General features: G+C 69.5%; 18 protein-coding genes. 10 read left to right on the top strand and 8 right to left on the bottom strand.

The window, feature by feature from the left end:
* Positions 1 to 77 precede the first annotated feature (77 nt).
* The 3 genes from ABD54_RS16220 (at position 78) to ABD54_RS16210 (ending at position 2,868) form a co-directional block, all read left to right on the top strand.
* Positions 78 to 869 (top strand): TIGR03084 family metal-binding protein, encoded by a 792-nt coding sequence (locus ABD54_RS16220; protein ID WP_047870327.1) that lies wholly within the window; start codon positions 78 to 80, stop codon positions 867 to 869.
* A gap of 38 nt (positions 870 to 907) precedes the next feature.
* Entirely contained in the window at positions 908 to 2,161 is a 1,254-nt protein-coding gene (locus tag ABD54_RS16215; protein WP_047870326.1) for a class I SAM-dependent methyltransferase, read from the top strand.
* 146 nt (positions 2,162 to 2,307) lie between these two features.
* Positions 2,308 to 2,868, top strand: a complete 561-nt coding sequence (locus ABD54_RS16210; protein WP_047870325.1) for a dihydrofolate reductase family protein — start codon at positions 2,308 to 2,310, stop codon at positions 2,866 to 2,868.
* A 45-nt stretch (positions 2,869 to 2,913) separates the two neighbouring features.
* On the opposite strand, the gene ABD54_RS16205 is transcribed toward ABD54_RS16210, so the two are convergent.
* The 3 genes from ABD54_RS16205 to ABD54_RS16195 are packed head-to-tail and all read right to left on the bottom strand — an operon-like array spanning position 2,914 to position 7,874.
* Positions 2,914 to 4,425: a condensation domain-containing protein gene (locus tag ABD54_RS16205; RefSeq protein WP_053063597.1), complete on the bottom strand. Its 1,512-nt coding sequence runs from the start codon at positions 4,423 to 4,425 to the stop codon at positions 2,914 to 2,916.
* 52 nt (positions 4,426 to 4,477) lie between these two features.
* The gene (locus ABD54_RS16200; RefSeq protein ID WP_047870324.1) at positions 4,478 to 6,277 is read right to left on the bottom strand and encodes a non-ribosomal peptide synthetase; all 1,800 of its coding nucleotides are present in this window, start codon (positions 6,275 to 6,277) and stop codon (positions 4,478 to 4,480) included.
* Positions 6,267 to 7,874 (bottom strand): 4-hydroxyphenylacetate 3-hydroxylase family protein, encoded by a 1,608-nt coding sequence (locus tag ABD54_RS16195; RefSeq protein ID WP_082166847.1) that lies wholly within the window; start codon positions 7,872 to 7,874, stop codon positions 6,267 to 6,269. Before ABD54_RS16195 ends, ABD54_RS16200 begins: the two co-directional genes overlap by 11 nt.
* Before the next feature lie 209 nt (positions 7,875 to 8,083).
* Here ABD54_RS16195 and ABD54_RS16190 point away from each other — a divergent pair, with 209 nt between their 5' ends.
* Together ABD54_RS16190 and ABD54_RS16185 are read left to right on the top strand one after the other, a co-directional pair.
* On the top strand, positions 8,084 to 9,247 hold the full coding sequence (locus tag ABD54_RS16190) for a DegT/DnrJ/EryC1/StrS aminotransferase family protein (protein ID WP_200904123.1): 1,164 nt from the start codon (positions 8,084 to 8,086) through the stop codon (positions 9,245 to 9,247).
* A complete protein-coding gene (locus tag ABD54_RS16185; RefSeq protein ID WP_047870323.1) occupies positions 9,240 to 9,950 on the top strand; it encodes a trans-aconitate 2-methyltransferase in 711 nt (236 codons plus the stop codon). Before ABD54_RS16190 ends, ABD54_RS16185 begins: the two co-directional genes overlap by 8 nt.
* An 89-nt stretch (positions 9,951 to 10,039) precedes the next feature.
* Here ABD54_RS16185 and ABD54_RS16180 read toward each other — a convergent pair whose 3' ends face one another.
* From ABD54_RS16180 to ABD54_RS16170, 3 genes are all read right to left on the bottom strand, one after another.
* Positions 10,040 to 11,323, bottom strand: a complete 1,284-nt coding sequence (locus tag ABD54_RS16180; protein WP_047870322.1) for a class I SAM-dependent methyltransferase — start codon at positions 11,321 to 11,323, stop codon at positions 10,040 to 10,042.
* Entirely contained in the window at positions 11,320 to 12,384 is a 1,065-nt protein-coding gene (rfbB, locus tag ABD54_RS16175; protein ID WP_082166846.1) for a dTDP-glucose 4,6-dehydratase, read from the bottom strand. The genes ABD54_RS16180 and rfbB overlap by 4 nt, the downstream gene beginning before the upstream one ends.
* A gap of 97 nt (positions 12,385 to 12,481) precedes the next feature.
* On the bottom strand, positions 12,482 to 13,840 hold the full coding sequence (locus ABD54_RS16170; protein WP_200904122.1) for a nucleotide disphospho-sugar-binding domain-containing protein: 1,359 nt from the start codon (positions 13,838 to 13,840) through the stop codon (positions 12,482 to 12,484).
* A gap of 345 nt (positions 13,841 to 14,185) precedes the next feature.
* On the opposite strand from ABD54_RS16170, the gene ABD54_RS16165 reads away from it, so the two are divergent.
* From ABD54_RS16165 to ABD54_RS16150, 4 genes are all read left to right on the top strand, one after another.
* Positions 14,186 to 15,583 (top strand): NAD(P)/FAD-dependent oxidoreductase, encoded by a 1,398-nt coding sequence (locus tag ABD54_RS16165; RefSeq protein ID WP_082166845.1) that lies wholly within the window; start codon positions 14,186 to 14,188, stop codon positions 15,581 to 15,583.
* Positions 15,584 to 15,585: 2 nt separating this feature from the next.
* Positions 15,586 to 16,734 (top strand): epoxide hydrolase family protein, encoded by a 1,149-nt coding sequence (locus tag ABD54_RS16160; protein ID WP_047870320.1) that lies wholly within the window; start codon positions 15,586 to 15,588, stop codon positions 16,732 to 16,734.
* A 48-nt stretch (positions 16,735 to 16,782) separates the two neighbouring features.
* A complete protein-coding gene (locus tag ABD54_RS16155) occupies positions 16,783 to 18,129 on the top strand; it encodes an extracellular solute-binding protein (RefSeq protein ID WP_047870319.1) in 1,347 nt (448 codons plus the stop codon).
* A 96-nt stretch (positions 18,130 to 18,225) separates the two neighbouring features.
* Positions 18,226 to 19,284 carry a glucose-1-phosphate thymidylyltransferase gene (locus tag ABD54_RS16150; protein ID WP_047870318.1) on the top strand — a complete coding sequence of 353 codons (1,059 nt, stop codon included), beginning with the start codon at positions 18,226 to 18,228 and terminating at the stop codon, positions 19,282 to 19,284.
* A 175-nt stretch (positions 19,285 to 19,459) separates the two neighbouring features.
* Here ABD54_RS16150 and ABD54_RS16145 read toward each other — a convergent pair whose 3' ends face one another.
* Both ABD54_RS16145 and ABD54_RS16140 read right to left on the bottom strand, forming a co-directional pair.
* Positions 19,460 to 21,019, bottom strand: a complete 1,560-nt coding sequence (locus ABD54_RS16145) for an MFS transporter (protein WP_047870317.1) — start codon at positions 21,017 to 21,019, stop codon at positions 19,460 to 19,462.
* Between the two features lie 121 nt (positions 21,020 to 21,140).
* The gene (locus tag ABD54_RS16140) at positions 21,141 to 22,193 is read right to left on the bottom strand and encodes an RNA polymerase subunit sigma-70 (RefSeq protein WP_235432081.1); all 1,053 of its coding nucleotides are present in this window, start codon (positions 22,191 to 22,193) and stop codon (positions 21,141 to 21,143) included.
* Between the two features lie 259 nt (positions 22,194 to 22,452).
* Here ABD54_RS16140 and ABD54_RS16135 point away from each other — a divergent pair.
* Positions 22,453 to 23,587: acyl-CoA dehydrogenase family protein (locus ABD54_RS16135; protein ID WP_047870316.1), on the top strand; the 1,135-nt coding region annotated here is incomplete at its 3' end.

The raw sequence follows: 23,587 nt of genomic DNA, 5'->3' as shown, positions 1-23,587 counted from the left end.
CCCGCCTCGGCGGTCATGGCCCTGAACGCCTCCGCGTCCGAGGCGGCGGTTCCCGCCAGACGGAAGAGGAACGAGACGTGAACAACCTGCCCGACACCATCGCCGACCTGGCGGCCGAGGCGGCCGCGGTCGACGCACTCGTGGCCGACCTGGACCCCGCGGACTGGGCCCGCCCGACCCCCGCCGAGGGGTGGACCGTCGCCCACCAGATCGCCCACCTCTCCTTCGTCTTCCGTCTGGCGGGAACCGCCGCCTCGGACGCGGAGGCGTTCAGGGCCATGACCGCCGAGGCGGGCAAGGACTTCGACGGCGCCGTCAACGCGGTACTCGCCACCTATCCCCTCGACGAGCCCGAGAAGCTCCTGGCCCGCTGGCGCGAGGACCGCGACTTCGCGGTGGAGGCCCTGGCGAAGGCCCCGGCGGACCGGCCCGTTCCCTGGCTGGTGCGTCCGATCCCCCCGGCGGTGCTCGCCTGCGCGGGGATGATGGAGCTCTTCGCGCACGGCCAGGACGTCGCCGACGCGCTCGGTGTCCGTCCCGAGCGCACCGACAGGATCGGCAACGTCGCGGGGTTCGCGGTGCTGACCTGGGAATTCGGCTACCAGTCCCGCGGGCTGACCCCGCCGGACACCGAGTTCCGCTTCGAGCTGAGGGCCCCCTCCGGGCAGGTGTGGGAGTTCGGTCCCGCCGACGCCGAACAGCGCGTCACCGGCGACGCCGTCGACTTCTGCCTGCTGGTGACGCGCCGCCGCCACCGGGACGACCTCGACGTCACCGCCGTCGGACCCGACGCCGAGCACTGGCTCGGCATCGCCCAGGCCTACCGGGGCCCGGCCGGGCCGGGCCGCCGCCCGGGCCAGTTCTCGTGAGCGCCCGGCCAGGTACCACGCGTACAGAGGGGGAGACGATGGCCCGAACGACGAAGACCTGCCGCATCTGCGGGGGCGCGGTCCGCGAGTGCCTCGACTTCGGGCGGCAGCCCATCTCCAACGCCTTCCCGCCACCGGAGAAGGCCGGAGGGGAGAACACGTTCCGGTTGGCGATCGGCGTCTGTGACACCTGCACCATGGTCCAGCAGATGGAGGAGGTCCCGCGCGAGCACATGTTCCGCGATGACTACCCCTACCGATCCTCGGAGTCGGCGTTCATGAGAAGGCACTTCGAGGCAGTCGCGGACCTGTTCCTCGCGCAGCGACCCGACGGGGACCCCCCCTTCGTCGTGGAGATCGGCAGCAACGACGGGATCATGCTCAGGAGGATCGCCGAGGCCGGTGCCAGGCACCTGGGGGTGGATCCCTCAGAGGAGGCGTCCGCCGTCGCACGGCGGAAGGGGGTCGACGTCCTCGTCGACTTCTTCGAGGAGTTGTCGGCCCTCCGGATCCTCCGCGAGCACGGTCCCGCCGACGTGGTCTACTCGGCCAACGCCTTCAGCCACATCTCCTACATCGACTCGGTTCTCAAGGGTGTGGAGGTGCTACTGGCCGATGACGGGATCTTCGTGTTCGAGGAGCGCTACCTGGGGGACATCCTCTCCACCAGTGCCTTCGACCAGATCTACGACGAGCACGTCCACCTTTTCGCCGCCCGTTCGGTGAGGGAGATGGTGCGGCGGTTCGGACTCGAACTGGTCGACGCCGAGCGCATCCCCGTGCACGGGGGATCGGTGCGCTACACCACGGCGCGCCCCGGGCGCCGGACGCCGAGCGCGCGCCTGGGCCGGATGCTGGACGAGGAGAGGGAACTCGGCCTGGCCGAGTACGACACGTTCCTCCGTCTGGGCGATCGCGTCGCCAGGATCGGCGAGGACCTGGTCGGCCTTCTGCGCCGCCTGCGCGACGAGGGGAGCACCGTGGCCGGCTACGGCGCCACGGCCAAGAGCACGACCGTGACGAACTCCTTCGGTATCGGCGCGGACCTGGTGCCCTACGTCTGCGACTCCACCAGGGAGAAGCAGGGAAGGGTCATGCCCGGCTCGCACATCCCCATCGTGCCGGCGGAGGCGTTCGGCGACCCCTACCCCGACTACGCGCTGCTCTTCGCGTGGAACCACGCGGAGGAGATCATCTCCAAGGAACGGGAGTTCCTGGAGTCCGGCGGACGCTGGATCCTCTACGTACCCGAGGTCCACGTGCGCGGAGGGGGGACACGCTCCGACGGCTGACCGTGCCTCCTCACCGTCGCCCGCTGGTCCACGGACCAGCGGGCGATGATTTTCCCCCTCCTCGACCGTCTCAACGAACACGGTCCGTCGCCGGCGGTCGCGTTCGGAGCCGGGCCGTGTACATGGAGAACGGTTGAGGAGTGTTTATGGGGATCGTCGGAACGGATGTCTCGATGTCGCTGGACGGTTTCATCACGGGGCCCGGTGACGCGGCCGGGCGCCTCCACGACTGGGTGTTCGGCGGGGACGACCGGGAGCATGCCCTGCTCGCCGAGGCCGCGGAGGACCTGGGAGCGGTGGTGATGGGGCGCCGGACCTTCGACGTCGTCTACGGGCCGCAGGGGTGGACCGGGCCGAACGGGCCGATGCGCGTCACGGTGTTCGTTCTCACCCATGAGGAGCGGCCCGCCGAGAAACAGGGTGAGACAGAGTTCCGCTTCGTGACGGAGGGTCCCCTGGCCGCCCTGGAGGAGGCCAGGAAGGAGGCCGGGGACAAGGGGGTATACGTGATGGGCGCCAACGCCACGCAGCAGTTCGTGCGGGATGGGCTGCTGGACGAGATCCACATCCACCTCGTACCGGTCCTGCTCGGCGGCGGCACCCGGCTGTTCGACCACTTGGGGGAGGACGACCCGGTCGGGCTCGAACAGGTCGCCGCGGTGACGACGTCCAACGCCACGCACCTCAGGTACCGCGTCCGTCGCTGAGCGGGGTCCGGGCGGCGGACGGGGTCCGTCCGCCGCCCTCGGCGCTCACACTCCGCTCAGCGGGGCCCCTGGTTCTCTGGTCACCTGGGCCAGGACACGGCAGAACTCCTCCACCAGCGCCTGAACGGTCTCATCGTCGAACAGGTCGGCGTTGAACTTGAGGCTGCCGGTGACGCGCCCGTTCGGCAGCACCTCCATCGCCCACAGCAGACCGTCGGGAATGGCGGAGCTCGGCGCCTGGGAGACCGTGCGCTCTTGGAGTTCGGTGACCACCAGTGGGCCGAAGGACTCGCCCTCCATGGCATCGGGGAACTGGAGCACCTCAAAGGCCACGACGTCGACGTCGTTCCGGACGAAGGGCTCCATGAGGTCGGGCGCCTCTCCGGCGATCAGGGGGAAGGGGACGTCGTGGTGGTAGGCGTCCAGGCACGTGGCCCGGGTACGAGCCAGGACCTCGTCGAAGGTCGTGCAGCCGGACAGGTCCGTGCGTAGGGGCAGGAAGTTGTTGAACGGGCCGACGGTGTTCTGGTACTTGGCCTGGCCGCGTCCCGACGTGAAGGTGGGGACGGTCAGGTCCTTCTCGCCGGTGCGCCTGGAGAGCACGAGGTTGTAAACGGCCATGAGGACCATGAACGGTGAGCAGCGGGCCTTTCGCGCCCTGGCCAGAAGCGAAGCGGCCGTCTCCTCCTCCAGCGAGAACCGGTGCACGGCGTAGGAGTCGGGGCCGCCCCGGTGGGGTCGATCGTTCCCGATGGTCGTCATGCGGGCGCCGCGGAGCTTCTCACGCCAGTACTCTCGGGCGTCGGCGGCCTGTGCCCCCTCGGCCCACTCGCCCTGTTCACGCGCGTGCTCCGCATAGGAGTAGGCGTAGGGGAGGGGCCCGGCCGGGGCCCCGGCTCCGAGCGCGTGGATGATGGCCAGGTCCCGGATCAGGACGCGCATGGACCACCCGTCCACGGCCATGTGGTGGGCGATCAGGACCAGAACCGCGTCCTCGGGCCCGAACCTGCCCAGAGCGGCTCGGAGGTGGGGGACCTCTCCGAAGGGAAGGCCGAGCACCTCCTGTTCGTTCAGGAAGTCCTCGGCGCGGCGGTTCCGCTCCTTCGCGGGCGTTCCCGAGAGGTCGTGCACGTCGAGGGGGACCTTCGACGGGGGGAGGACGACAGGGATGCGTTCGCCGTTCTCTCCGACCAGGAGGGTGCGCAGGACCTCGTGGCGCTCCACCAGTTCTTCCAGGGACCGCTGGAGCACGGGGATCTCCACCGCACCCGAGACGCGCACCCCCGTTCCGAGGACGTGTCCGGTACCGCACGAGCCGTCCGTGTCCCCCTTGTCCAGCCCAAGCAGGAAGCGCTGTTGGAGCGATAGGGGCATGGGTCCGGGCTCCGCGTCAGACCAGACGTCGGTGACCAGGTCGAGGCATTCCCGCCTGTCTGCGGGACCGTGGCGCACGCTCCACCCCGCCGGGGGGTTGGCGGAGGCCGGCCACAGGGAGTGCTCCCCCGCCGGGTTGGTCAGAACGAGGAAGGATCCCTCGGAAGAGTCGAAGGGGTTCATGGTCTTCTCCTTGGGCTCGGGGCGGATATCTCGGATCTCCTCCGTCGCGTCCCTACGCGCTGACCGCGGTGTTCTCCGACCAGGCGGAGTGGGACAGGACGTGACGGGACAGGGACTCCGCGGTCGGGGAGTCGAACAGGACCTTGACAGGCAGGTCCACTCCCGTCGCCGACTCCAGTCGGCTGAGCAAACGCATGGCCAGGAGCGACTGGCCTCCCAGGTCGAAGAAGTCGTCGGTGACTCCGACGTCCGGCACGTCGAGCACGTCCGCGAAGAGGGAGCACAGGAGCTCCTCGGCCCGGTTCCGGGGCCCCCGGCGTTCCGGTGCCGCGGACGGAGAGGCGGCCTTGGGCAGGGCCCGGCGGTCCACCTTCCCGTTGGGGGTCAGGGGGAGGGAGTCCAGCACGATGAAGGTGGAGGGGACCATGTAGTCGGGCAACAGGCGCCGCGTGTGCTCTTGGAGCCCCGCGACGTCCAACGGGGGCCCTCCCCGCTCGGCGACCACGTGCGCCGTGAGACTCCGTGAGCCGGAGGGGTCGTCGTGGGGGGTCACCGCCGCGTGCGCCACGCCGGGGAACCGTGCGAGCACCGCCTCGACCTCGGCGGGCTCGACGCGAAAACCCCTGATCTTGACCTGGAGGTCGGCCCTGCCCAGGAACTCCACCACACCGTTCGACCTGCGGCGTACCAGGTCGCCCGTGCGGTACATCCGCCGTGCCGATCCCCGGAAGGGATCGGCGACGAACCGCTGGGCGGTCAGGTCCGGACGCCGGTGGTAGCCCCGGGCCAGGCGGTCGCTGGACACGTAGAGTTCGCCGACCGTGCCGGTGGCGACCGGACGGAGCGCGCTGTCGAGGACGTAGACGTATGTTCCGTCCATGCAGTGCCCGGCCGGCACGACGTCGTCGACATCCTCCACGGAGGCCATCCGCATGGTGAGGGCGAAGAGGGTGAGCTCTGTGGCGCCGTAGGTGGCCCTGACGACTGTTCCCGGTGCGGCTTCCAGAACGCGGCGTACCGCGCGTGAGGAGACGATGTCGCCCCCCGTCAGGACCTCACGCACCCCCCGAAGCGACTCGGGGGCCTCCTCGGCCAGGACCCGGAACAGGCCGGCCGTCAGGTGGAGGCCGGTGATCCCCTTCTCGGAGACCAGGCGGCGCAGGGTGGAGACGTCCACCGGGCCGGGCGGTGCCGTGACGACGGTTCCTCCCCGCAGCAGGGGCACCCACAGTTCGTAGGACGAGACGCTGAAGGCGTACGGCGCGACCATCAGCACGCGCTCGTGGGCGTTCCCCTCCCAGCAGCCGTCGTCGACCAGACCGAGCACGCCTCCGTGGGTGACCGCGACGCCCTTCGGAGCGCCCGTGGAACCGGAGGTGTACATCAGGTAGGCCGTGCGTCCTGGGCCCTCCTCCGGTGGTGCGGTGCCGCCCTGTCCGGGGCCGCGGACCTCCTCCGCAGCGCGGGTGAGGGCACGCACGTCCGTGACCGTTTCGCAGGCGGGGACGCCCCCTCCACCCGGGGACACGTCCGTGACGAGGATCCGGGCCCCGGAGTCGCAGACGACCTCAGCCAACCGTTCCACGGGGTGCCCCTCGTGGAGCGGTACGTAGTGGCCTCCGGCCTTGAGGACGGCCAGGGTCACGGCGACGAGGTCCGCGGACCTGGACATGAGTACGGCGACCGGGGTCCGCGCTCCCACACCCAGGACGCGCAGCCCGCGTGCGATTCGGTCCGAGTGCTGATCCAGCTCCAGGTAGGTCAGGTCCGTGCCCCCCGAGGACACGGCGATGGCGTCCGGGGTGCGTTCCACCTGCGCCCCGAAGCGTCGTGTGATGGAGTCAGTGGCCATGGCCGTCTCCCGTCCCTCGTGGTGCCGTCCTGTGGTCCCGCAGATCCGGGACCGTCCAGCCGTCCAGGTCGTACTCGTCCATGCACCGCTGCGCGAACGCGACGAAACCGCCCAGGTCGCCCCGGGCGGTGTGGTGGGTCAGCAGGTCGATCCGCGTCGCCTCGTGGTTGCCGGCGTAGTTGCGCTCGTACAGTTCGTGCCTGCCACCGAACTCCGAGCCGGTCGCGTCCCAGAGGAGCTTCATGACCTTGGAGCGCTCCACCGCGTCGGCCCCGTGGGAGCCGCGCAGGTACTTGTCCAGATAGGGGCGGATCTCCGGGTTGTGGAAGTCGTCGGTGCTGGAGTTGACGTAGATGAGTCCGCTTGCGACGTCCTGCTGCACGATCTCGCGTACACGCGGGTACCCGATCTGCATGAACCATCGGTAGGCCATGCCGTAGGCGGGGTTGGGCAGGAGCGAGCCGTCGCGCCACGGGACGGGGTTCCTCGCCGCGGCGTCCGCCAGGCCCTGAAAGAGGTTGCGCCATGCCAGCACCTCGCCCAGGCGGCTCTGGACCCCGCGGAAGTCGTGCGTGCCCGTGATCTCCAGCGCGCGGCTGAGCAGCCCGGCGATGAACTCCAGCTTCACCGTCAGCCTGACGCAGCCGTGGAAGGTGAACCGCTCCATGAACCCCGAGTCGCTGCCGAACAGCTGGGCCTTGCCCACATCGCCGTAGACGAAGATGTTCTCCCACGGAACGAGCACCCGGTCGAGGACGAGGACGCTGTCGTTCTCATCCATCCGGGAGGAGAGCGGGTGGTCGAAGGGGCCGCCGGTCCTGGCCGCGGCGGCGGTGTAGGAGGGACGGCAGAGCAGCTTCACCCCGGGTGCGCCCATCGGGACGGTGGCGATCAGCGCCATGCTCCTGTCCTTGAGGGGCATTCCCTGGTGGGCCAGGAAGCTGTAGTGGGTCAGGGCCGAACCCGTCGCCACCACCTTCGCCCCGCTGACCACCACCCCCGCGTCCGTCTCCTTCTCCACGTGCACGTACACGTCCTTGACGTCGTCGGGCCGCTGCGCCCGATCGACCGGTGGGTGGACGATGGCGTGGTTCCAGTACAGGACCCTCTCCTGGGACTCCCGATACCAACGCCGCGCGTTCTCGTGGAACGGCCGGTAGAAGTCGGCGTTGGCCCCTAGGGTGCCGAGGAAGGACGCCTTGTAGTCGGGGCCGCGCCCCATCCACCCGTAGCTCTCCCGCGCCCAGGCCGCGATGGCGCGCTGGTCGCGGACCAGGTCGTCCGGGCTGCGGGGGGTGGTGAAGAAACTGTGGGTGTACCCGCCCGAACCCGTGTCGGTGGGAGCGAGGAGGGCTCCGGAACGGGCGGGGTCGTGCAGGGCGTCGTAGAGCCGGGCCGTCATCCGGACGGGGTTGGCGAAGGCCTCGTGCCCGGTCACGTCCTTCACACGCTGGCCGTACAGGTAGACCTCACGGCCGTCGCGGATGCTCTCGACGTACTCGTCGCCGGTGAGGGGGCGGGTGCCTCCCCCCGGAGGGGCACCGCCTTTCGAGGGGGCGGTCCGATGCGGCGCGGCCCCGTCTCCGTTGGCTTCCATGAAAGACAATGATGGTTTCCCCGCCCCGGGGGCACGTCTTCCCTGTTGCTTTCGTCGTGTTCTTCCGAGCAATACGGAAGACGACCGCGCGCGCTCTCCCCTGGGAGTATCGCTCTGTCCTGGGTCGGGACGGGAGGCCTCGCCCACGCTGCCCTCCTCGGGCGGGCCCCCGTCCCGCACCCTCGCTTCTGCGAGAAGATGGGGTCCCTGTGGGGAGAACCGGTTCCTTCCGTCAACCACTTCATGTCGGACGTCCCAACATCGGCGATCGTGGGCGCCTCCTCGAACGCGTCGAAGGAGCGCTGGAAAGGCTTTGGCTGACCAACAACGGGCCGCTGGTACGGGAATTCGAGGCCAAGGTCGCGGAGGTCTCCGGGGTCCGGTACTGCGTCGCCACGTGCAACGCGACGAACGGCCTGCAGATAGCGGCGCGTGCGGTGGGGGTCTCTCCCGGCGACGAGGTGATCATCCCGTCCTTCACTTGGGTGGCGACCGCCCACGCGATGGAGTGGATCGGCGCGGTACCGGTGTTCTGCGACATCGACCCGGTGACGGGAACCGCCGATCCGGAGCAGGTGGAGAGGCTGGTCGGCGAACGAACCCGGGCCATCCTCGCCGTGCACGTCTTCGGGCGGCCGTGCGACGTCGACGGCCTGTCGGAGGTAGCCGGGCGCCACGGCGTCCCGCTCCTGTTCGACGCCGCACACGCCTTCGCCAACACCAGAGGCGGTGTCCCGGTCGGGGGCTTCGGCAGCGCCGAGGTCTTCAGCTTCCACGCCACGAAGTTCGTCAACAGCTTCGAGGGCGGGGCCGTGGTCACCAACGACGCCGACATCGCGGCACGGGCGAGGAGCATGGTCCAGCAGGGCCTGGACTCGGAACGTCAGGTGGTGGGCCCCGGGACGGTGGCCCGTATGAGCGAGATCTCTGCCGCGATGGGTCTGACCTCGCTGGAGATCCTCGACCGGCTCTTCGAGGTCAACGCCCGCAACCACGATTGCTATGAGAGGGGCCTGAAGGGCGTTCCGGGGGTCACCCTCCGCGGAGGGGAGCCCGGGGAGAGGAACAACCGCCAGTACGTGGTGGTCGAGATCGACGAGGAGGCTGCTGGCGTCCACCGGGACAGGGTCCACGCCGTACTGCACGAGCACAATGTGCTGTCCCGGCGCTACTTCCACCCCGTCTGCCACCAGATGGAGCCCTACTGCGGCGATCCGGGCCGCCACGTGCGCCAGTCCCTCGCCCACACCGAGGCTCTGACCCAGCGGGTGCTGGCGCTGCCGACCGGGCTCGCGGTCGGCGAGGAGGAGATCGAGGGCGTCTGCTCGATCATCCGCGAGGCCGTCGGGAACGGAGGGGCCACGTATGTATGAGCAGGACTTCGTCGAGGTCTACGACATCGTGTGCCGTGCCCAGCGGGACTACGCGGACCAGGCGGTGAGGACGCGGGAACTCGTGCTCTCGCTGAACCCGGGCGCCCGGACCCTCCTGGACGTCGGGTGCGGTACCGGCGAGGGGATGGCCCACCTGCGGGAGGACTTCGAGGCCACTGGGGTCGATCTCTCCCCGCCGATGGTGGATGCCGCCCGGAGGAAGCTCCCCGGCATCCCGGTCCACCAGGGGGACATGAGGGACTTCCGGTTGGGGCGCACCTACGATGTCGTGTGCTGCATGTACAGCTCGATCGGCTACCTGGAGGACGAGGAGGAGCTGGAGATGGCGGCGCGCACGCTCGTCGGGCACCTGGCTCCCGGCGGGGTCCTGCTCGTGGAGCCGTGGTTCCTCCCCGAGCAGTGGAACGGGGGCGACCTCGTGAGCGGTGGGACCGCCGCGGACGGGCTCCGGATCTCCCGGATGGGCCGCTGGCGCACCGTCGGGGACCACTGCTCCGTCGAGATGCACTACCTGGTGGGAGACGGCTCAGGGGTGAGGCACTTCGTGGACCGCCAGACTCTGACCCTCTTCCCGCGCGAAGCCTACGAGAGGGCGTTCGCGCGGGCCGGGGCCGAGGTCTCCTACACGGCGGACGGCTACCTCGACCGCGGGCTGTTCGTCGGAAGGCGGGCGCGGGACTGATCCGTCGGGGCCGGTTCCCGCCGACTCCACACAAGGAAGACCGGAACCGCCTTCGGCGGTTCCGGTCATTTGCGTCCTACCGGGAGGGCTCAGCCGACCTGGCCGGGGAGGGGCACCACGGAGTCGGCGGACACCACGCGGGGCGTCGGGACCGGTATGACGAAGCGGCCTCCGCGTTCGAGGAAGGTGCTTTCCTTGCGCAGGATCTCCTCGGCGTAGTTCCAGGCGAGCAGTAGGTAGTAGTCCGGTGGGTGCTCCTCGGCGTGTTCGGGGGAGCGTACGGGGATCTCCGTGCCGGGGAGGAGCTTGCCGTGTTTGAGGCTGGTGGTGTCGCTGCAGAAGCTCACCTCACCCGGACCCAGCCCGCACGCGTGCAGCAGGGCGCTGCCCTTGGCCGGCGCGCCGTATCCGGCGATGCTCACGCCCTGCGAGGCCAGCTCCCGGACGAGGTCTCCCACCGCGTCACGAACGCGCGCCACGCGCTCGGCGAACGCGATGTAGGCCTCGTCCGAGTCCAGGCCGTACACCGACTCACGGGCCAGGAACGTCGCCACGGACGGGCGCGGAGCCGTGGCCCCGGCTTCGGGAACCGCGAAGACGATCACCGAACCGCCGTGGACCGGTGCCTCCTCCACGTCGACGAGCCTCAGGCCGTGCCGTGCGAAGAGCGTTCTGAGCGTGCCGACGGAGAAGTACGACTGGTGCTCATGGAAGATCGTGTCGAACTGGTTCTCGCGCAGGAGGTTGAGCAGGTAGGGCACCTCGATCACCAAGACCCCCTCCGGGCTGATGACGGCGTTCACCCCCTCCAGCACCGCGTGGACGTCGTCGATGTGGGCGAAGCACTGTCTGCCCAGCACCACACGGGCCCGCCCCTCCTCCTCCCTGACGACCGTCGCCGACCGCTGGTCGAAGGGGGCCGCCTGGGTCGGGATTCCGTCGGCGTTCGCCACTTCCACGAGGTTGCGCGCGGGGTCCACTCCGCGTACGCGTGAACCGAAGTCCCGGAAACGGCGAAGCTGGGCGCCGACGTTGCTGCCCAGCTCCACCACCAGCTCCCCGGGAGCCAGGCCGAAGCGGTCCGCGCAGAGCGAGACGATGCGCTCCATGTGTCGGCTGATGAGGTCCGAGTCCGAGGAGACGTACAGATAGTGGCCGAAGAGCAGTTCGGGGTCCACAGCATGCCGCAGGCACATGAGCCGACAGGTACGGCACACGATCACGTCCAGGGGGAAGCGCTCCTCGGGGCCTCCCGAGTGGTCGGGGTCGTGGAAGTTCCCCGCCAGCGGCACGGAACCGAAGGAGAGCACCTCCAACCAGTCCTCGCTGTCGCAGACCCGGCAGTGGTCGATCCTTCTGGCTCTCTCGTTCATGCCTTCCCCTCCTGGGAGTGTGTGCCGACCGGTTCCCCGGCCTCGTCGCCTTCGGCGGGCACGCTCTCGGGGGTCGGGAGCGTCGCGCCGAGCTCCTTCAACGGCCGCCACCAAGACTCGTTGCGCTGGTACCAGGCGATGGTGGCGGCGAGCCCTTCCTCGAACCCGACCCGCGGCACGTAACCCAGTTCCGTCTGGATCTTGGTGATGTCCAGCGCGTACCTGCGGTCGTGCCCCTGTCTGTCGGGCACGTGCTTCACCATGCTCCAGTCGGTCCCGCACGCCTCCAGCAGCCGCCCGGTCAGTTCCTCGTTCGTCATCGAGGAGCCGCCTGCTATGTGATAGACCTCCCCGGACCGTCCGGACAGCAGGGCCAGTTGGATGCCCAGGCAGTGGTCGGAGACGTGAAGCCAATCGCGCTCGTTGCCGCCGTCCCCGTAGAGGGGGACAGGCAGACCCTCCAGTAAGTTGGTCACGAAGAGGGGAATGACCTTCTCCGGGTACTGGTAGTGCCCGTAGTTGTTGGAGCAGCGCGTGACCACCACGTCGAGTCCGCGAGTACGGTGCCACGCCAGCACGAGCAGGTCGGAGGCGGCCTTCGCGGCGGCGTAGGGCATGTTCGGCATGAGCGGTGACTCCTCGGTCCACGCCCCCTTGTCGATGGAGCCGTAGACCTCGTCCGTCGAGACGTGCACGAAGCGTTGCACTCCGTGCCGCAGCGCGGCCTCCAGGAGGACCTGCGTGCCCAGTGCGTTGGTCTGGACGAAGGGAGTCGCGGTATCGATCGACCGGTCCACGTGGGACTCCGCCGCGAAGTGCACGATCACGTCGTGTCCGGCCACCGCCGCGTCCACGGCCACCGGGTCACAGGTGTTTCCGCGCACGAACCGGTAGGTCGGGAGCCCGGACACCGGTGCCAGGTTCGCCAGGTTTCCCGAGTAGGTCAGGTCGTCGAAGACGGTGACCCGCGCCCCCTCCGAGCCCGGCAGTTCGCCCTTCAGCGTCGAACGTACGAATTCCGAGCCGATGAATCCGGCTCCTCCGGTGACGAGTATCCTCATGTCCTCTTCCTTCGATGCCTGAGCCTGAAACGGTCCGTGTGGTGGTCTTGGGGCTGGCCGGTTGGGCGGGCGTACCGCGCGGGCGGGGCCGCGGAGGTCATCCGCTCCTGTGCTCGGAGGCCAACCGCTCCAGAGTCGGTACGATCGCGGCCGGGGACGGGGCGTCGGCCCACTCCCGCCGGAGACGCTCCGCTCCCCGTGCGTAGGAGCGGTCGCGGACCACCTCCCGGATCCTGTCCCTGATCTCCTCCACCGACTGGGTCTGGTGGTTCAGGCGCAGGCCCGCCCCGTGCCTGGCCACGTGCTCCGCGATCGGCGTGGCGGTGATCTGCTTCTGGCACAGCAGCTTCCAGGCGACGGATCCGCCGTCGATCTCGCCGACGAACCGGGGGTACTCGTCGGTGTCACAGACGAGTTGCGGTACTCCGGCCTCCACAGCCGCGGCGAAGGTGCCGTTGGCGCCGTGGTGGACGATCGCCGAGGCACCGGGTAGCAGCTGGCTGAGCGGGACGTAGTCGACCGCGCGGACGTTGCCGGGAAGGGAGCCTCGCACGTCCTCCAGTTGGTTCCCGTTGAGCGTGGCGACCACGTCCACGTCGAGCCCGGAGACGGCCTCCACGAGGGCGGCCGTGCGCCCCCAGTCCTTCCGGTTGAAGTCGCGTGTGGACACTCCGAGGGAGATCACCACCCGGGGGATCTCTGGTCGGTCGCGCAGCCAGTCGGGTACGACGCCGCCCCCGTTGAAGGGCGTGTGGCGAACCGGAACGGTGGGGGCCCCGGTCGGCAGGCGCATCGCCTCCGGAAACGGGTCGATGGTCCACTGGCCGTAGAGGAGCTCCTTGTCCGGAGTGAAACCGTACTTCTCGGCCAGAGGTCGCAGGGTCTCCACCAGGGGGTTCTCGGGTACTTCGCCGCCGTGGGCCCGCACCTCGTCGAACCTCCGCCCCACCCAGGCGGAGTAGTCCAGCGCGTTGAGGACACGGGCGTGGGCGGCACCGCACGCCCGCGCGGCCACGGCTCCGCTGGGGAACCACGGGTCCCAGAGCACGAGGTCGGGTCTCCAGTCGCGGGCGAAGTCGACGAGGGCCGTCACGTCCTGTCTCGGACGGAGAGGGTGGTAGTTCCTGACCGTCGTCAGCAGGAAGTGGTAGAACACGTCCCAGATGTGCCGTTCCCCGGGCGACAGCGCCAGGTGACGCGCGTAGAACTCCGAGCCCTCCATGGTGGGGACGAGTTCTGGCGCGGCACCGTCCATCACGGACAGCGGTTGGGAGCGGCCACAGGTGGTGGCGCTGAGGCCGGCCTCGGCGATCTTGGACGCGAAGTCCGGTGTCGCCACCCCGGTGGGAGTGCCCGGTACCGTCACCACGCGGACCTCGTGCCCGGCGTTTCTCAGGGCCCACGCGTGGGGGACCATCGGAAAGAAGTGCGCCGTGGCGGGGAAAACAGCGAACATGACCCGCATGTGGTCTCCTGGCTCTTAAATTCATGGCCTCTCTTCGTTCAGAGATTCTGGGCCCTCGTGAATGGTCGCGCATCTTCTCTTCTGCTCGTCCTGCGATTTTCTCCGAGCATGAGCCCCGGGGTGGGCTCTGGCTATACGGAGGCGCCTCCCTCCCGTAGCAAGAAAGAAGGTGCGCGTGAGGGGCGGGGCGTGATGGACTTCCTGCGTCGGTCGTCCCCCGGAGCCGGGGGATTTCCCGGTTCCGCGCGGAAGACGGTGCGGTCAGAAGAAAAATCTTCCGCTAATTCTCCGAACCATCGTTTTCCTCGCGGGAATCTCCATGGAGGGAAGATCAGAGTGACACAGAGTGCCCGGCGGCAGGCCGTCGTGCTCGGTGGCGGGATCGCCGGCCTGCTGGCCGCGCGGGTCCTGTCCGAGGCGTATACGGACGTGCTCGTCGTCGAACGCGATGAGTTGACCGGTGTCCGAGGTCCGCGCAGGGGCGTCCCTCAGGGAAGGCACGCCCACGCGCTTCTGGCACGGGGACAGCAGATCCTGGAGGAGTTGTTTCCCGGTCTGCTCCAGGACATGGAAGGCGACGGGGTCCCCGTGGGAGACCTGGCCGGGGACCTGCGCTGGTACTTCCAGGGGCGGCGGCTCGCTCCCGGCCGGGCCGGTCTGGTGAGCTTGTCCGCCACACGTCCGGTCCTGGAGGCGTACGTCCGGGAACGGGTCGACGCGCTGCCCAACGTCCGCATCCTGGAGCGCTGCGTGGTGCGGGGCCTGGTGACGGACGGCGGCCACCACTCGGTCACGGGAGTACGGGTGATCGAGGGGGACGGTGATACCGAGGAGGTTGTGGGCGCCGATCTGGTGGTGGACGCCACGGGACGCGGCTCGCGCACGCCCGTGTGGTTGAGGGAGTTCGGCTACGAACCACCGTCCGAAGAACGGGTCAAGGTGGACCTGGCCTACACCACCCGCCATTACCGGCTCGCAAACGACCCCTACGGGAACGACCTGTCGATCAACCCCGTCGCCTTCCCCCGAGGCCCGAGGGGGGCCTTCTTCCCCCGGCTGGCGGACGGCAGCTCCATGCTCTCCCTCACCGGACTGCTGGGTGACCACCCCCCAACGGACGACGAGGGCTTCCTGGCCTTCGCCTCGACACTCGCCGCGCCCGAGATCGCCGACGCCCTACGTGCGGCCGAGCCCCTGGACGAGCCCGTCGCCTTCCGCTACCCCGAGAGCGTGTGGCGGCGTTACGACCGGCTCCGCCGCTTCCCCCGGGGACTGCTGGTCATCGGCGACGGCGTGTGCAGTTTCAACCCGGTTTACGGCCAGGGGATGACGGTCGCTGCGATGCAGGCCATGGTCCTCCTCGACCACGTGCGCGGTGAGGTGGACGCCCGGCGCTACTTCTCCGCCGTCGCCTCCGTGATCCGGGTGCCGTGGACGGTCTCGGCCGGTGGCGACCTCGGTTTCCCGGGGGTGGAGGGCCCCCGCCCCCTCGCCGTGCGGCTGATGAACGCCTACGTGGCCCGTCTGCACGTGGCGGCGGCGACGGATTCCGTGCTGACGGCCGCCTTCTTCCGCGTCGCCGGTCTGGTGGATCCGCCTCAGAGCCTCTTCCGGCCGGGGATCGTGCTTCGTGTGCTGGCGGGTCTCGGACGCCGTGCCAGACCCGTGCCCGTTCGCCCCGGACCGGCCCCCGGTAAGGCCACTCCGCGACCGGCTGAACGTGAGAGAGGATAGACGTGCAACCGTTCCGTGTGGATTTCCCCCAGGAGGACCTGGACGACCTCGCCCGGCGGCTGGACGGCACCCGCTGGCCCCGGTGGAGCTTCGAACGGGGTTGGGACGCGGGAGTACCGACCTCCTACCTCGAGGGACTCGTGCGGTACTGGCGCGAGGACTTCGACTGGCGCGCGGTGGAGGCCCGCCTCAACCGCCTCCCGCAGTTCACCACCGAGATCGACGGTGTCGGCGTCCACTTCCTCCATGTACGCTCACCCTCCCCGGAGGCCGTCCCCCTTCTGCTCACGCACGGGTGGCCCGGTTCGGTGCTTGAGTTCCTCGACATCGTGGGCCCGCTGACGGACCCCGTGGCACATGGTGGAGACCCCGGCGATGCCTTCCATCTGGTGATTCCCTCGCTTCCGGGCTTCGGCTTCTCGGACGCGCCCCGTGAACCCGGATGGGGAACCCGCAGGATCGCCCTGGCCTGGGCTGAACTAATGCGGCGACTCGGCTACGAACGTTACATCGCCCAAGGCGGTGACGCCGGTGCGGTGGTCTCCTTGGAGCTGGGGCGGCACGACCCGGACCATGTGGCGGGAACCCATGTCAACATGCTCATGACCTTCCCCAGCGGTGAACCCGGCGAGCTGGAGGACCTCTCGAAGCCGGACGCCGAGCGCCTCGCGCGGCTCACGCACTTCGAGAGACACCTGTCCGGGTACATGAAGCTCCAGTCCACCCGCCCGAGGACGCTCGCCTACGCCCTGAACGACTCCCCGGTCGGTCAGCTCGCATGGATCGCGGAGAGGTTCGTCGAATGGACGGACCGCGACGGAGCGCCGGAAGGCTCCGTCGACCGTGACACGATCCTGGCCCACGCGACCCTCTACTGGCTCACCGGCACCTCGGGGTCGTCCGCGCAGCTCTACTTCGAGGACGCGGACGGAATCATCGGCGGCGCCGACCAAGGGCCGCCGCTCACCGTCCCCCTGGGCGTCGCGGTCTTCCCGCACGACATCTTCGTCCCGCTGCGGCGTTTGGCGGAACGGGACTTCCCCACCCTCCGCCACTGGACCGAGTTCCCGAAGGGCGGGCACTTCGCGGCGCTGGAGAGACCCGCAGACCTCGTGGCCGACGTCAGGGACTTCGCCCGTGGACTCCGCTGAGGGCGGAGGCCGCCGCCTCCGCCTCGGCACCGTATCCCTTGGAGAGACATGAAGGACCAGAGGAACGCGGCGGAGACCGTCGTGGAGGCTTGGTTCGCCGAACACCGGTTCCCGGGTTACCTGGACCCGATCCGGAGGAAGGCGAGGGACTTCGAGGAGGCGCACCCCGGTTACCGGGTCCGGATCCGCGGATACGACTTCCACGAGCTTCCGCGGACCTTGGCCACGGCCGTGGAACGAGGACGGACCCCCCACCTGGTGGAGTACTACTACGCCTCCAGCAGACTGGCCAGGGACCAGCTCGGCGCCGACGGGCGGCCCCTGTTCACGTCCTTGGAGCGGGCGATCGCGGGCAGAGAGGAAGTCCTCGGTGAGAAGGTCGTCACCGACGACCTCGTACCGGCGGTGCGCGAGTACTACACATTCGACGGGGACCTGGCCTCCATGCCGATCACCGCGACCACCACAGTGCTCTATTCCAACATGGACCTCCTCCAGGAGGCGGGCGTCAGCGAGGCGCCGCGTACCTGGGAGGACCTTGCGAGGGCGTGCGAACGGATCTCCCGTTCACGAGGCGGGAGAGGGCACCCCGCCACGTGGGCCAACCACGGATGGCTGTTCCAGCAGGCCGTTGCCAGCCAGGGAGGGCTGCTCTCGGACCGGGAGAACGGACGCCGGGGCGGTCACCCGCTCACCGTGGACCTGGCCTCCGAGGAGATGCTCGCCTTCGTCGGCTGGTGGAAGCGCATGGACGACGCCGGACACTACCTGTACACCGGCATGCAGGAAGACTGGGAGGGGACTTTCAGGGCGTTCGCCTCCCAGCGGGTGGCCTTCGTGATGCACACGTCGAAGCTCGCCGACGCCGCCGTGCACGCGGGACGCGCGGGCGGGTTCGACGTGGGGGTCTCGATCCTGCCGCGGAACGGGGACGCTGCCTACGCGGGGAACCTGCCGGCCGGGCAGTCCCTGTGGCTGAGCGGTGACTGCGAGAAGGCCGTGCGTGACGGGGCCCTGGCCTTCACGCAGTTCCTCGCGAGCACGCCGAACGCGGTCGAATGGCATCGGGAGAGCACCTTCGTACCGATCACCCGGGACGCCTTCCGGAACCTCGACGGGAAGGGGTGGTTCCGAGAGGACGGCCGGAGACGGGTCGCCAGCGACCAGTTGGAGGCAAGTGATCTCTCCCCAGCCGCGCTGGGCGCCGTGATAGGTGACCTTCCGGAGATCCAGCGCCTCCTGACCTCGGCGATGGAGAGCGTCCTGGTCCGGGGGGAGCCCGCCGAGGACGCCCTTCGGCACGCCACTGATCGTGCCCAGGAGCTCGTGGACGAGTACAACTCCTGGTGCCTGGGGTCCCCGCCCCGCTCCCCCCGCCGTCTGGACGTCGTCTAGGGACGTCCCGCGCGCCTTCGCGCACCCGAGCACGGACCGGACGCGGGTGCGTGTCCCGGCCCACGGTCGTCGACCCACCGAGAGGAGGGGCCGCGTATGAAGGCCCTCGTACTGGCGGGAGGCAGGGGTACGCGGTTGCGTCCCATCAGTCACCACCTCCCCAAACAACTGGTTCCGATCGCCAACAAGCCCGTTCTGGAGTATGTGCTGGAGAACGTTCGCGCGCTGGGCGTCCGTGAGGTCGGAGTGGTCGTGGGCACATGGGCGGACGCGGTCACCGACGCGCTGGGCGACGGCTCCCGCTTCGGCGTACGCATCACCTACCTCCGCCAGGAGCGGCCGCTCGGCCTGGCCCACACCGTCCTGCTGGCGAAGAGGTTCCTGGCCGAGGACGATTTCGTGATGTACCTCGGCGACGTGATGCTCCTCGACGGTGTCACCGAAGCGGCGGAGCGGTTCGCCGACCTGCGCCCGAGCGCGCACGTCGTGGTCCGAGAAGTGCCCGATCCGCATGCCTTCGGCGTGGTGGAGACGGGGCCGGGAGGAATCGTCCGTTCGCTGGCGGAGAAGCCCGCGCACCCCCGGAGCGACACGGTCCTGGTCGGTGTCTACTTCTTCACCGCAGCGGTGCACGAGGCGGTCGCCTCGGTGTCCGCTGGAGCCCGGGGCGAGCTGGAGATCACCGACGCCGTGCAGTGGTTGGTGGATCACGGCCACGAAGTCCGGGCCAGCCGGTACAGGGGCTACTGGAAGGACACCGGCAGGACGGAGGACCTTCTGCGGTGCAACAGGGAGGTCCTGCGCGGTCTGGAACACGGTTCCCTGGGCGAGGTGGACGTCGCCAGCCGGGTCGAGGGACCCGTACGGTTGGGCCGGGGGAGCAGGGTGATCCGCTCCGAAGTCGTGGGTCCCGTGGTGATCGGTCCAGGCACCGTGGTCCAGGACAGCCGTATCGGCCCCCACACCTCGATCGGTGCTGACTGCACCGTGCTCGGCTGCGAACTCGCCGACGCCATCGTCTTGGAGGGGACCCCGCTCTCGGACCTGATCGGCCTTCGCGGGGCCGTCCTCGGCGGGGTCGGTACGGCCTCCTCCGTGTTCGGAGCACCCCGGGGCCGGAAGCTGATGATCGCCAACGGCGGTTCCGAGGACTGAGGACGTACGTCGGCGACGGTGCGGCCCCGGGGCCGCACCGTCGCCGACGCGTCACGCGAGAGGTGTCCGGGCGCCTCCCGTGTGGGGGGCGTGGCCAGCGGTCACCGCTCTGCGTGTGCCGGAGACCGGCTCGGCGCCGCCGCCGAGCCGGTCTCCGGGATCCGTCCGGAAGGTGTCACGTCGAGGTGGCCGTGTCGGCCTCGGCCCCCTCCGCCTCCCCGCGCCCGATGGCATCGACGTGCCTCAGGCCGAGGACGATCAGCAGGGCCAGGCCGAGGGTCATGACGACGCTGACCGCCGCGACCACGTGCAGCCCCGAGAGGAAGGCGTCCCGGGCCTGCTCCAGTAGCGCCTCACCCACACCGGGAGCGAGGTCAGGGGCCACCGACTGGGCTCCGGCCATGCTCTCCCCGGCGGCACGGGCGGCGTCCTGCGGGACACCCTCCGGTACGGTGACGGCGTCCTTGTAGATGGCCGCGCCGATGCTGCCCATGACGGCGATGCCCATGGAGACGCCCAGCTCACTGCTGGTGGAGGACAACGCGGAGGCCGAGCCGGCCCTGTCCTCGGGGGCCGCGCCCAAGACCAGGTGGTTGATGAGCGCGGCCACGGGGCCGACACCGACGTAGACGACGCCCAGGCAGGCGACGAAGAAGAACTCCCCGCTGTCGACACCGACCCCGGTCATGAGCAGATAGCCGAGCGAGGACAGGACCAGGCCCCCCGCCAGCACGTAGGCGGGGCGGAAGCGGCCCGCCAGCACGGGGGTGGTATTGATGCTGATGATGAGCAGAACGGCCGGAGGCACGAGCCACAGACTGGCGAAGAGGGGGGAGAGGCCAAGTGCCATCTGGAGGTAGAGCGCCGCGAACAGCCCGATGCCGCTCTGCAGAGTCGCGTTGAACATGCCGGTGGCCACAGCGGTGCTGAACGTCCGGTTGCCGAAGAGCCCGATGTCGAACAGCGGATGCGTCAGGCGCTTCTGCCGCCACACGAAGCCGGCTCCCATCAGCAGGCCGAGGACGATAGCGGCAGCCGCCGTCAACGCCCAGCCGCTGGTGGCGAACTCCTTCAACCCGTAGATGAACGGGAGGATGGCGGCCAGGGACAGGAGCACGCTCGGCAGGTCCAGCGGGCCGCTCTCCTCCGCGCGGTGCTCGTCCAGGAGGAAGGGGGCACCGATGAGCAGGAGGAGCATCACCGGAACGCCCATGAGGAAGACGGCGCCCCACCAGAAGGCGTCGAGCAGGACACCGCCGACGACCGGGCCGAGGGCCGTGCCCGCCATGAACGACGTCCCCCACACCGCCATGGCCCGCGCCCGCTGTGCCGGGTCGTGGAACGCGTTGCTGATCAGGGCCAGGGTGGAGGGCAGGATCGTGGAGCCTGCGATGCCCAGGAGGGCCCGGGACACGATCAGCATCTCCGCCGTCGTGGAGAGGGCCGCGAGGATCGAGGCCGCGCCGAACAGCGCGGCTCCTATGAGGAGGAGCCTGCGCCGCCCGATTCGGTCACCGAGGTTTCCCATGGTCACGAGGAAGCCCGCGATCATGAAGCCGTAGATGTCGCTGATCCACAGCTGCTGGCTGCTGGTCGCCCCCAGATCGGCGCTGAGATGGGGCAGTGCGAGGAACAGAACGCTCACATCGAGGGACAGGAGCATGGTGGGTAGGGCCAGGACGGCCAAGCCGACCCACTCACGCCCGCCAGCCTTCCGACTGTCGTTGGCGGCCACGGTATCCGATCCTTTCTCGTCTCGTCACCGTCGGGTGCCGACGGCGATGCACTGTTGAGACGGAGAGGCCGGGGAGAAATCATCGGTCGGACGGGAGAAAAGTGGGTCCCGGTCTGTGGCCTCAGGAGGCCGGTAGGACCTCGGGAAGCTCGAAGGCGGGAAACAGGTCCGGCGGAAAGCCGGTGAGGTCAGTGATCCTGCCCTGGTCCACCTTCATGACGATGAGTACCTGGGGCCTGTAGAGGACCTCTCCGGGAAGTCGCACGTACGCCGCCGCCGCGGGCTGCCGGTTCGCCCGTGTGGGCAGGTACCGCCACTCGCCGTGGTAGCGCGCCGAACCCGGATCGAAGATCTCCAGAGCGAACGTGCGGATCGCCTCGCGCCCGACGTAGTGCTCCGGGAAGGGGGGCATGGTCAGGCGCGCGTCCTCGCTCAGTAGTTCGACCATGGCGGACACGTTGGACCGCTCCCCGGCTTCCATGTAGCGCTGGAGCAGTTCGCGCTCCTCGTCCGTGGGAGGGCTCTCCGTGCTCCAGTCCGTCCTGCGTTCCGGTAGGTGGCGCTTCAGAGCTGGGCGTGCTCGCTGTAGCGTGCTGTTTGCGGAGGCCACGCTGATCCCCAGCAACGAGGCCGTCTCCTTGGCTGACCATCCCAGGACGTCGCGCAGGATGAGGATCGCGCGCTGCTTGGGTGTCAGGTGCTGGATCGCCGCGAGAAAGGCCAGTTCGACCGTCTCCTTGGCGACCAGCACGGCCTCGGGCTGCTCGTGGCTCGGGGCGACGCGTTCCAGGAGCCGGTCGGGATAGGGCTGGAGCCACTCGACCTCTCCGCTCTGCCCCGGACCGCTTCGACGCGGCCGGGCCCGGGGCCGCCGCAGGGCCTTGTCGAGCGCGTCGAGGCAGGCGTTCGTGCTGATCCGGTAGAGCCAGGCGCGGAACGTGGCGCGCCCCTCGAAGCCGTCGAGCCTGCGCCACGCCCGTAGGAAGGTCTCCTGGACGAGGTCCTCGGCGTCGTCCAGGGAACCCAGCATGCGGTAGCAGTGGACCTGGAGCTCCCAGCGGTAACGCTCGGTCAGGGTGGAGAAGGCCTCGCCGTCCCCGGCACGTGCGGCGTCCACCAGGGGGCCGTCCTCGTCCCGGGAGTGTGTCCGGTACTGCTGCGCTGGGCCGCTCACGACCTGCCTCCCCTGAGCTCGGACGCGTTCCCGCGGTACACGGATACCGATCCGCCGACCCCGGTCCGTCCGTTCGCGTCCGTGCGATGGGCGGGACCTCGACGGCATGGGGATGGTAACACCGGGGCACGGCCGAATGCCCGGTTCCGGGCGGAGCCGCAAGGGACAAGACGACTGCCGCGCTCCAGACTGCGATCGTGTGTGCACGTGGGTTGTGGATCGCCCGCCCTGTCTCCCGAGCGGTGAGGAGTTGGTTCCGGTGAGAGATACCTTGGAAGTCGGAGTCGAGGAGGGCGCCGGGACGCCGACCCGGAACCGCGTCCTGGCCCGGGCGACGGAGCTGGCGCGCGCCCTGGTGGAACGCCAGGCGGAGACGGAGGAGCGCACCTTCTACGCTCCCGACACCCACCGAGCCTTCTCCGAGGCCGACTTGTACCGGATCCTCGTTCCACGGCGCTACGGCGGACTCGAACTCGGGGTCGAGACTTTTCTCCGTGTGACGATGGAGCTCGCCAGGGGTTGCCCCTCCACCGGCTGGATGTACTGCCTGAGCGCTGGTCACGCTCTGGCCGCGGGGACCCTCTTCGAGGAAAGCGCCCAGCGGGAGCTATTCGCCACGGGCGAGTTCCTGGCACCCGCCGTGGTCGCCCCCGGCGGCAGCATCGAGCACGCCGATGGGGGAGGGTGGATCGTCGATGGCACGTGGAAGTACTGCTCGGGAGCTCCGTACGCCACCCATTTCATCGGACACGCCCTTGTTCCCCCGGAACCCGGGGACGATCCCGCTCCGCTCATGTTCGTCCTGCCCCGGGACCGCTGGACGCGTCTCGACGACTGGGAGGGGCGGCCCGGCCTCCGGGGCAGCGGTTCGCACAGCGTCCGCGTCACGCTGCAGCGCATTCCCGGGCGCTGGACGGTTCCGGGGCACCTCAGCAACGCCGTCGGGGGCGCGTCCTCGCCGGGCTTCCTCATCCACGGCAACCCCGAGTACGCGGGTCCGCAGTTCAGCTCCATGTTCCTGGCGTTCGCCGCCCTGTCGGTCGGCATGGCCAAGGGGGCCCTGGACTCCTACGAGGAGCTGATGAGGACCCGGCCGACCGCCTATCCTCCTCTGGTCCCCCGATCGGAACACGCCGACTACCAGAGGTGGTACGGAGCGGCGGCGGGCATGATCGCCATGGCCGAGGCGGCCACCCTCGACGCCGTCCGGCAGTGGAGGCGGCTGTGCGGCGGGGAGGGCGGGGAGCGGGCCCGGGAGCGGGACGTGACCATCGTCGCCATCTGCCGCGAGGTCATCGCCACGAGTTGGCGAGCGGTGGAGCGGTACCTCTATCCCACCGCCGGGTCCTCCTCCACCGGCCCGGGGGAGCGGTTGGAGCGGGTGTGGCGGGACA

The organism is Nocardiopsis sp. RV163, assembly GCF_001029525.1.
Taxonomy (GTDB): Bacteria; Actinomycetota; Actinomycetes; order Streptosporangiales; family Streptosporangiaceae; genus Nocardiopsis; species Nocardiopsis dassonvillei.
The sequence above is the reverse complement of the archived record's forward strand: the minus strand, read 5'-3'. Positions and strand labels throughout refer to the sequence as shown.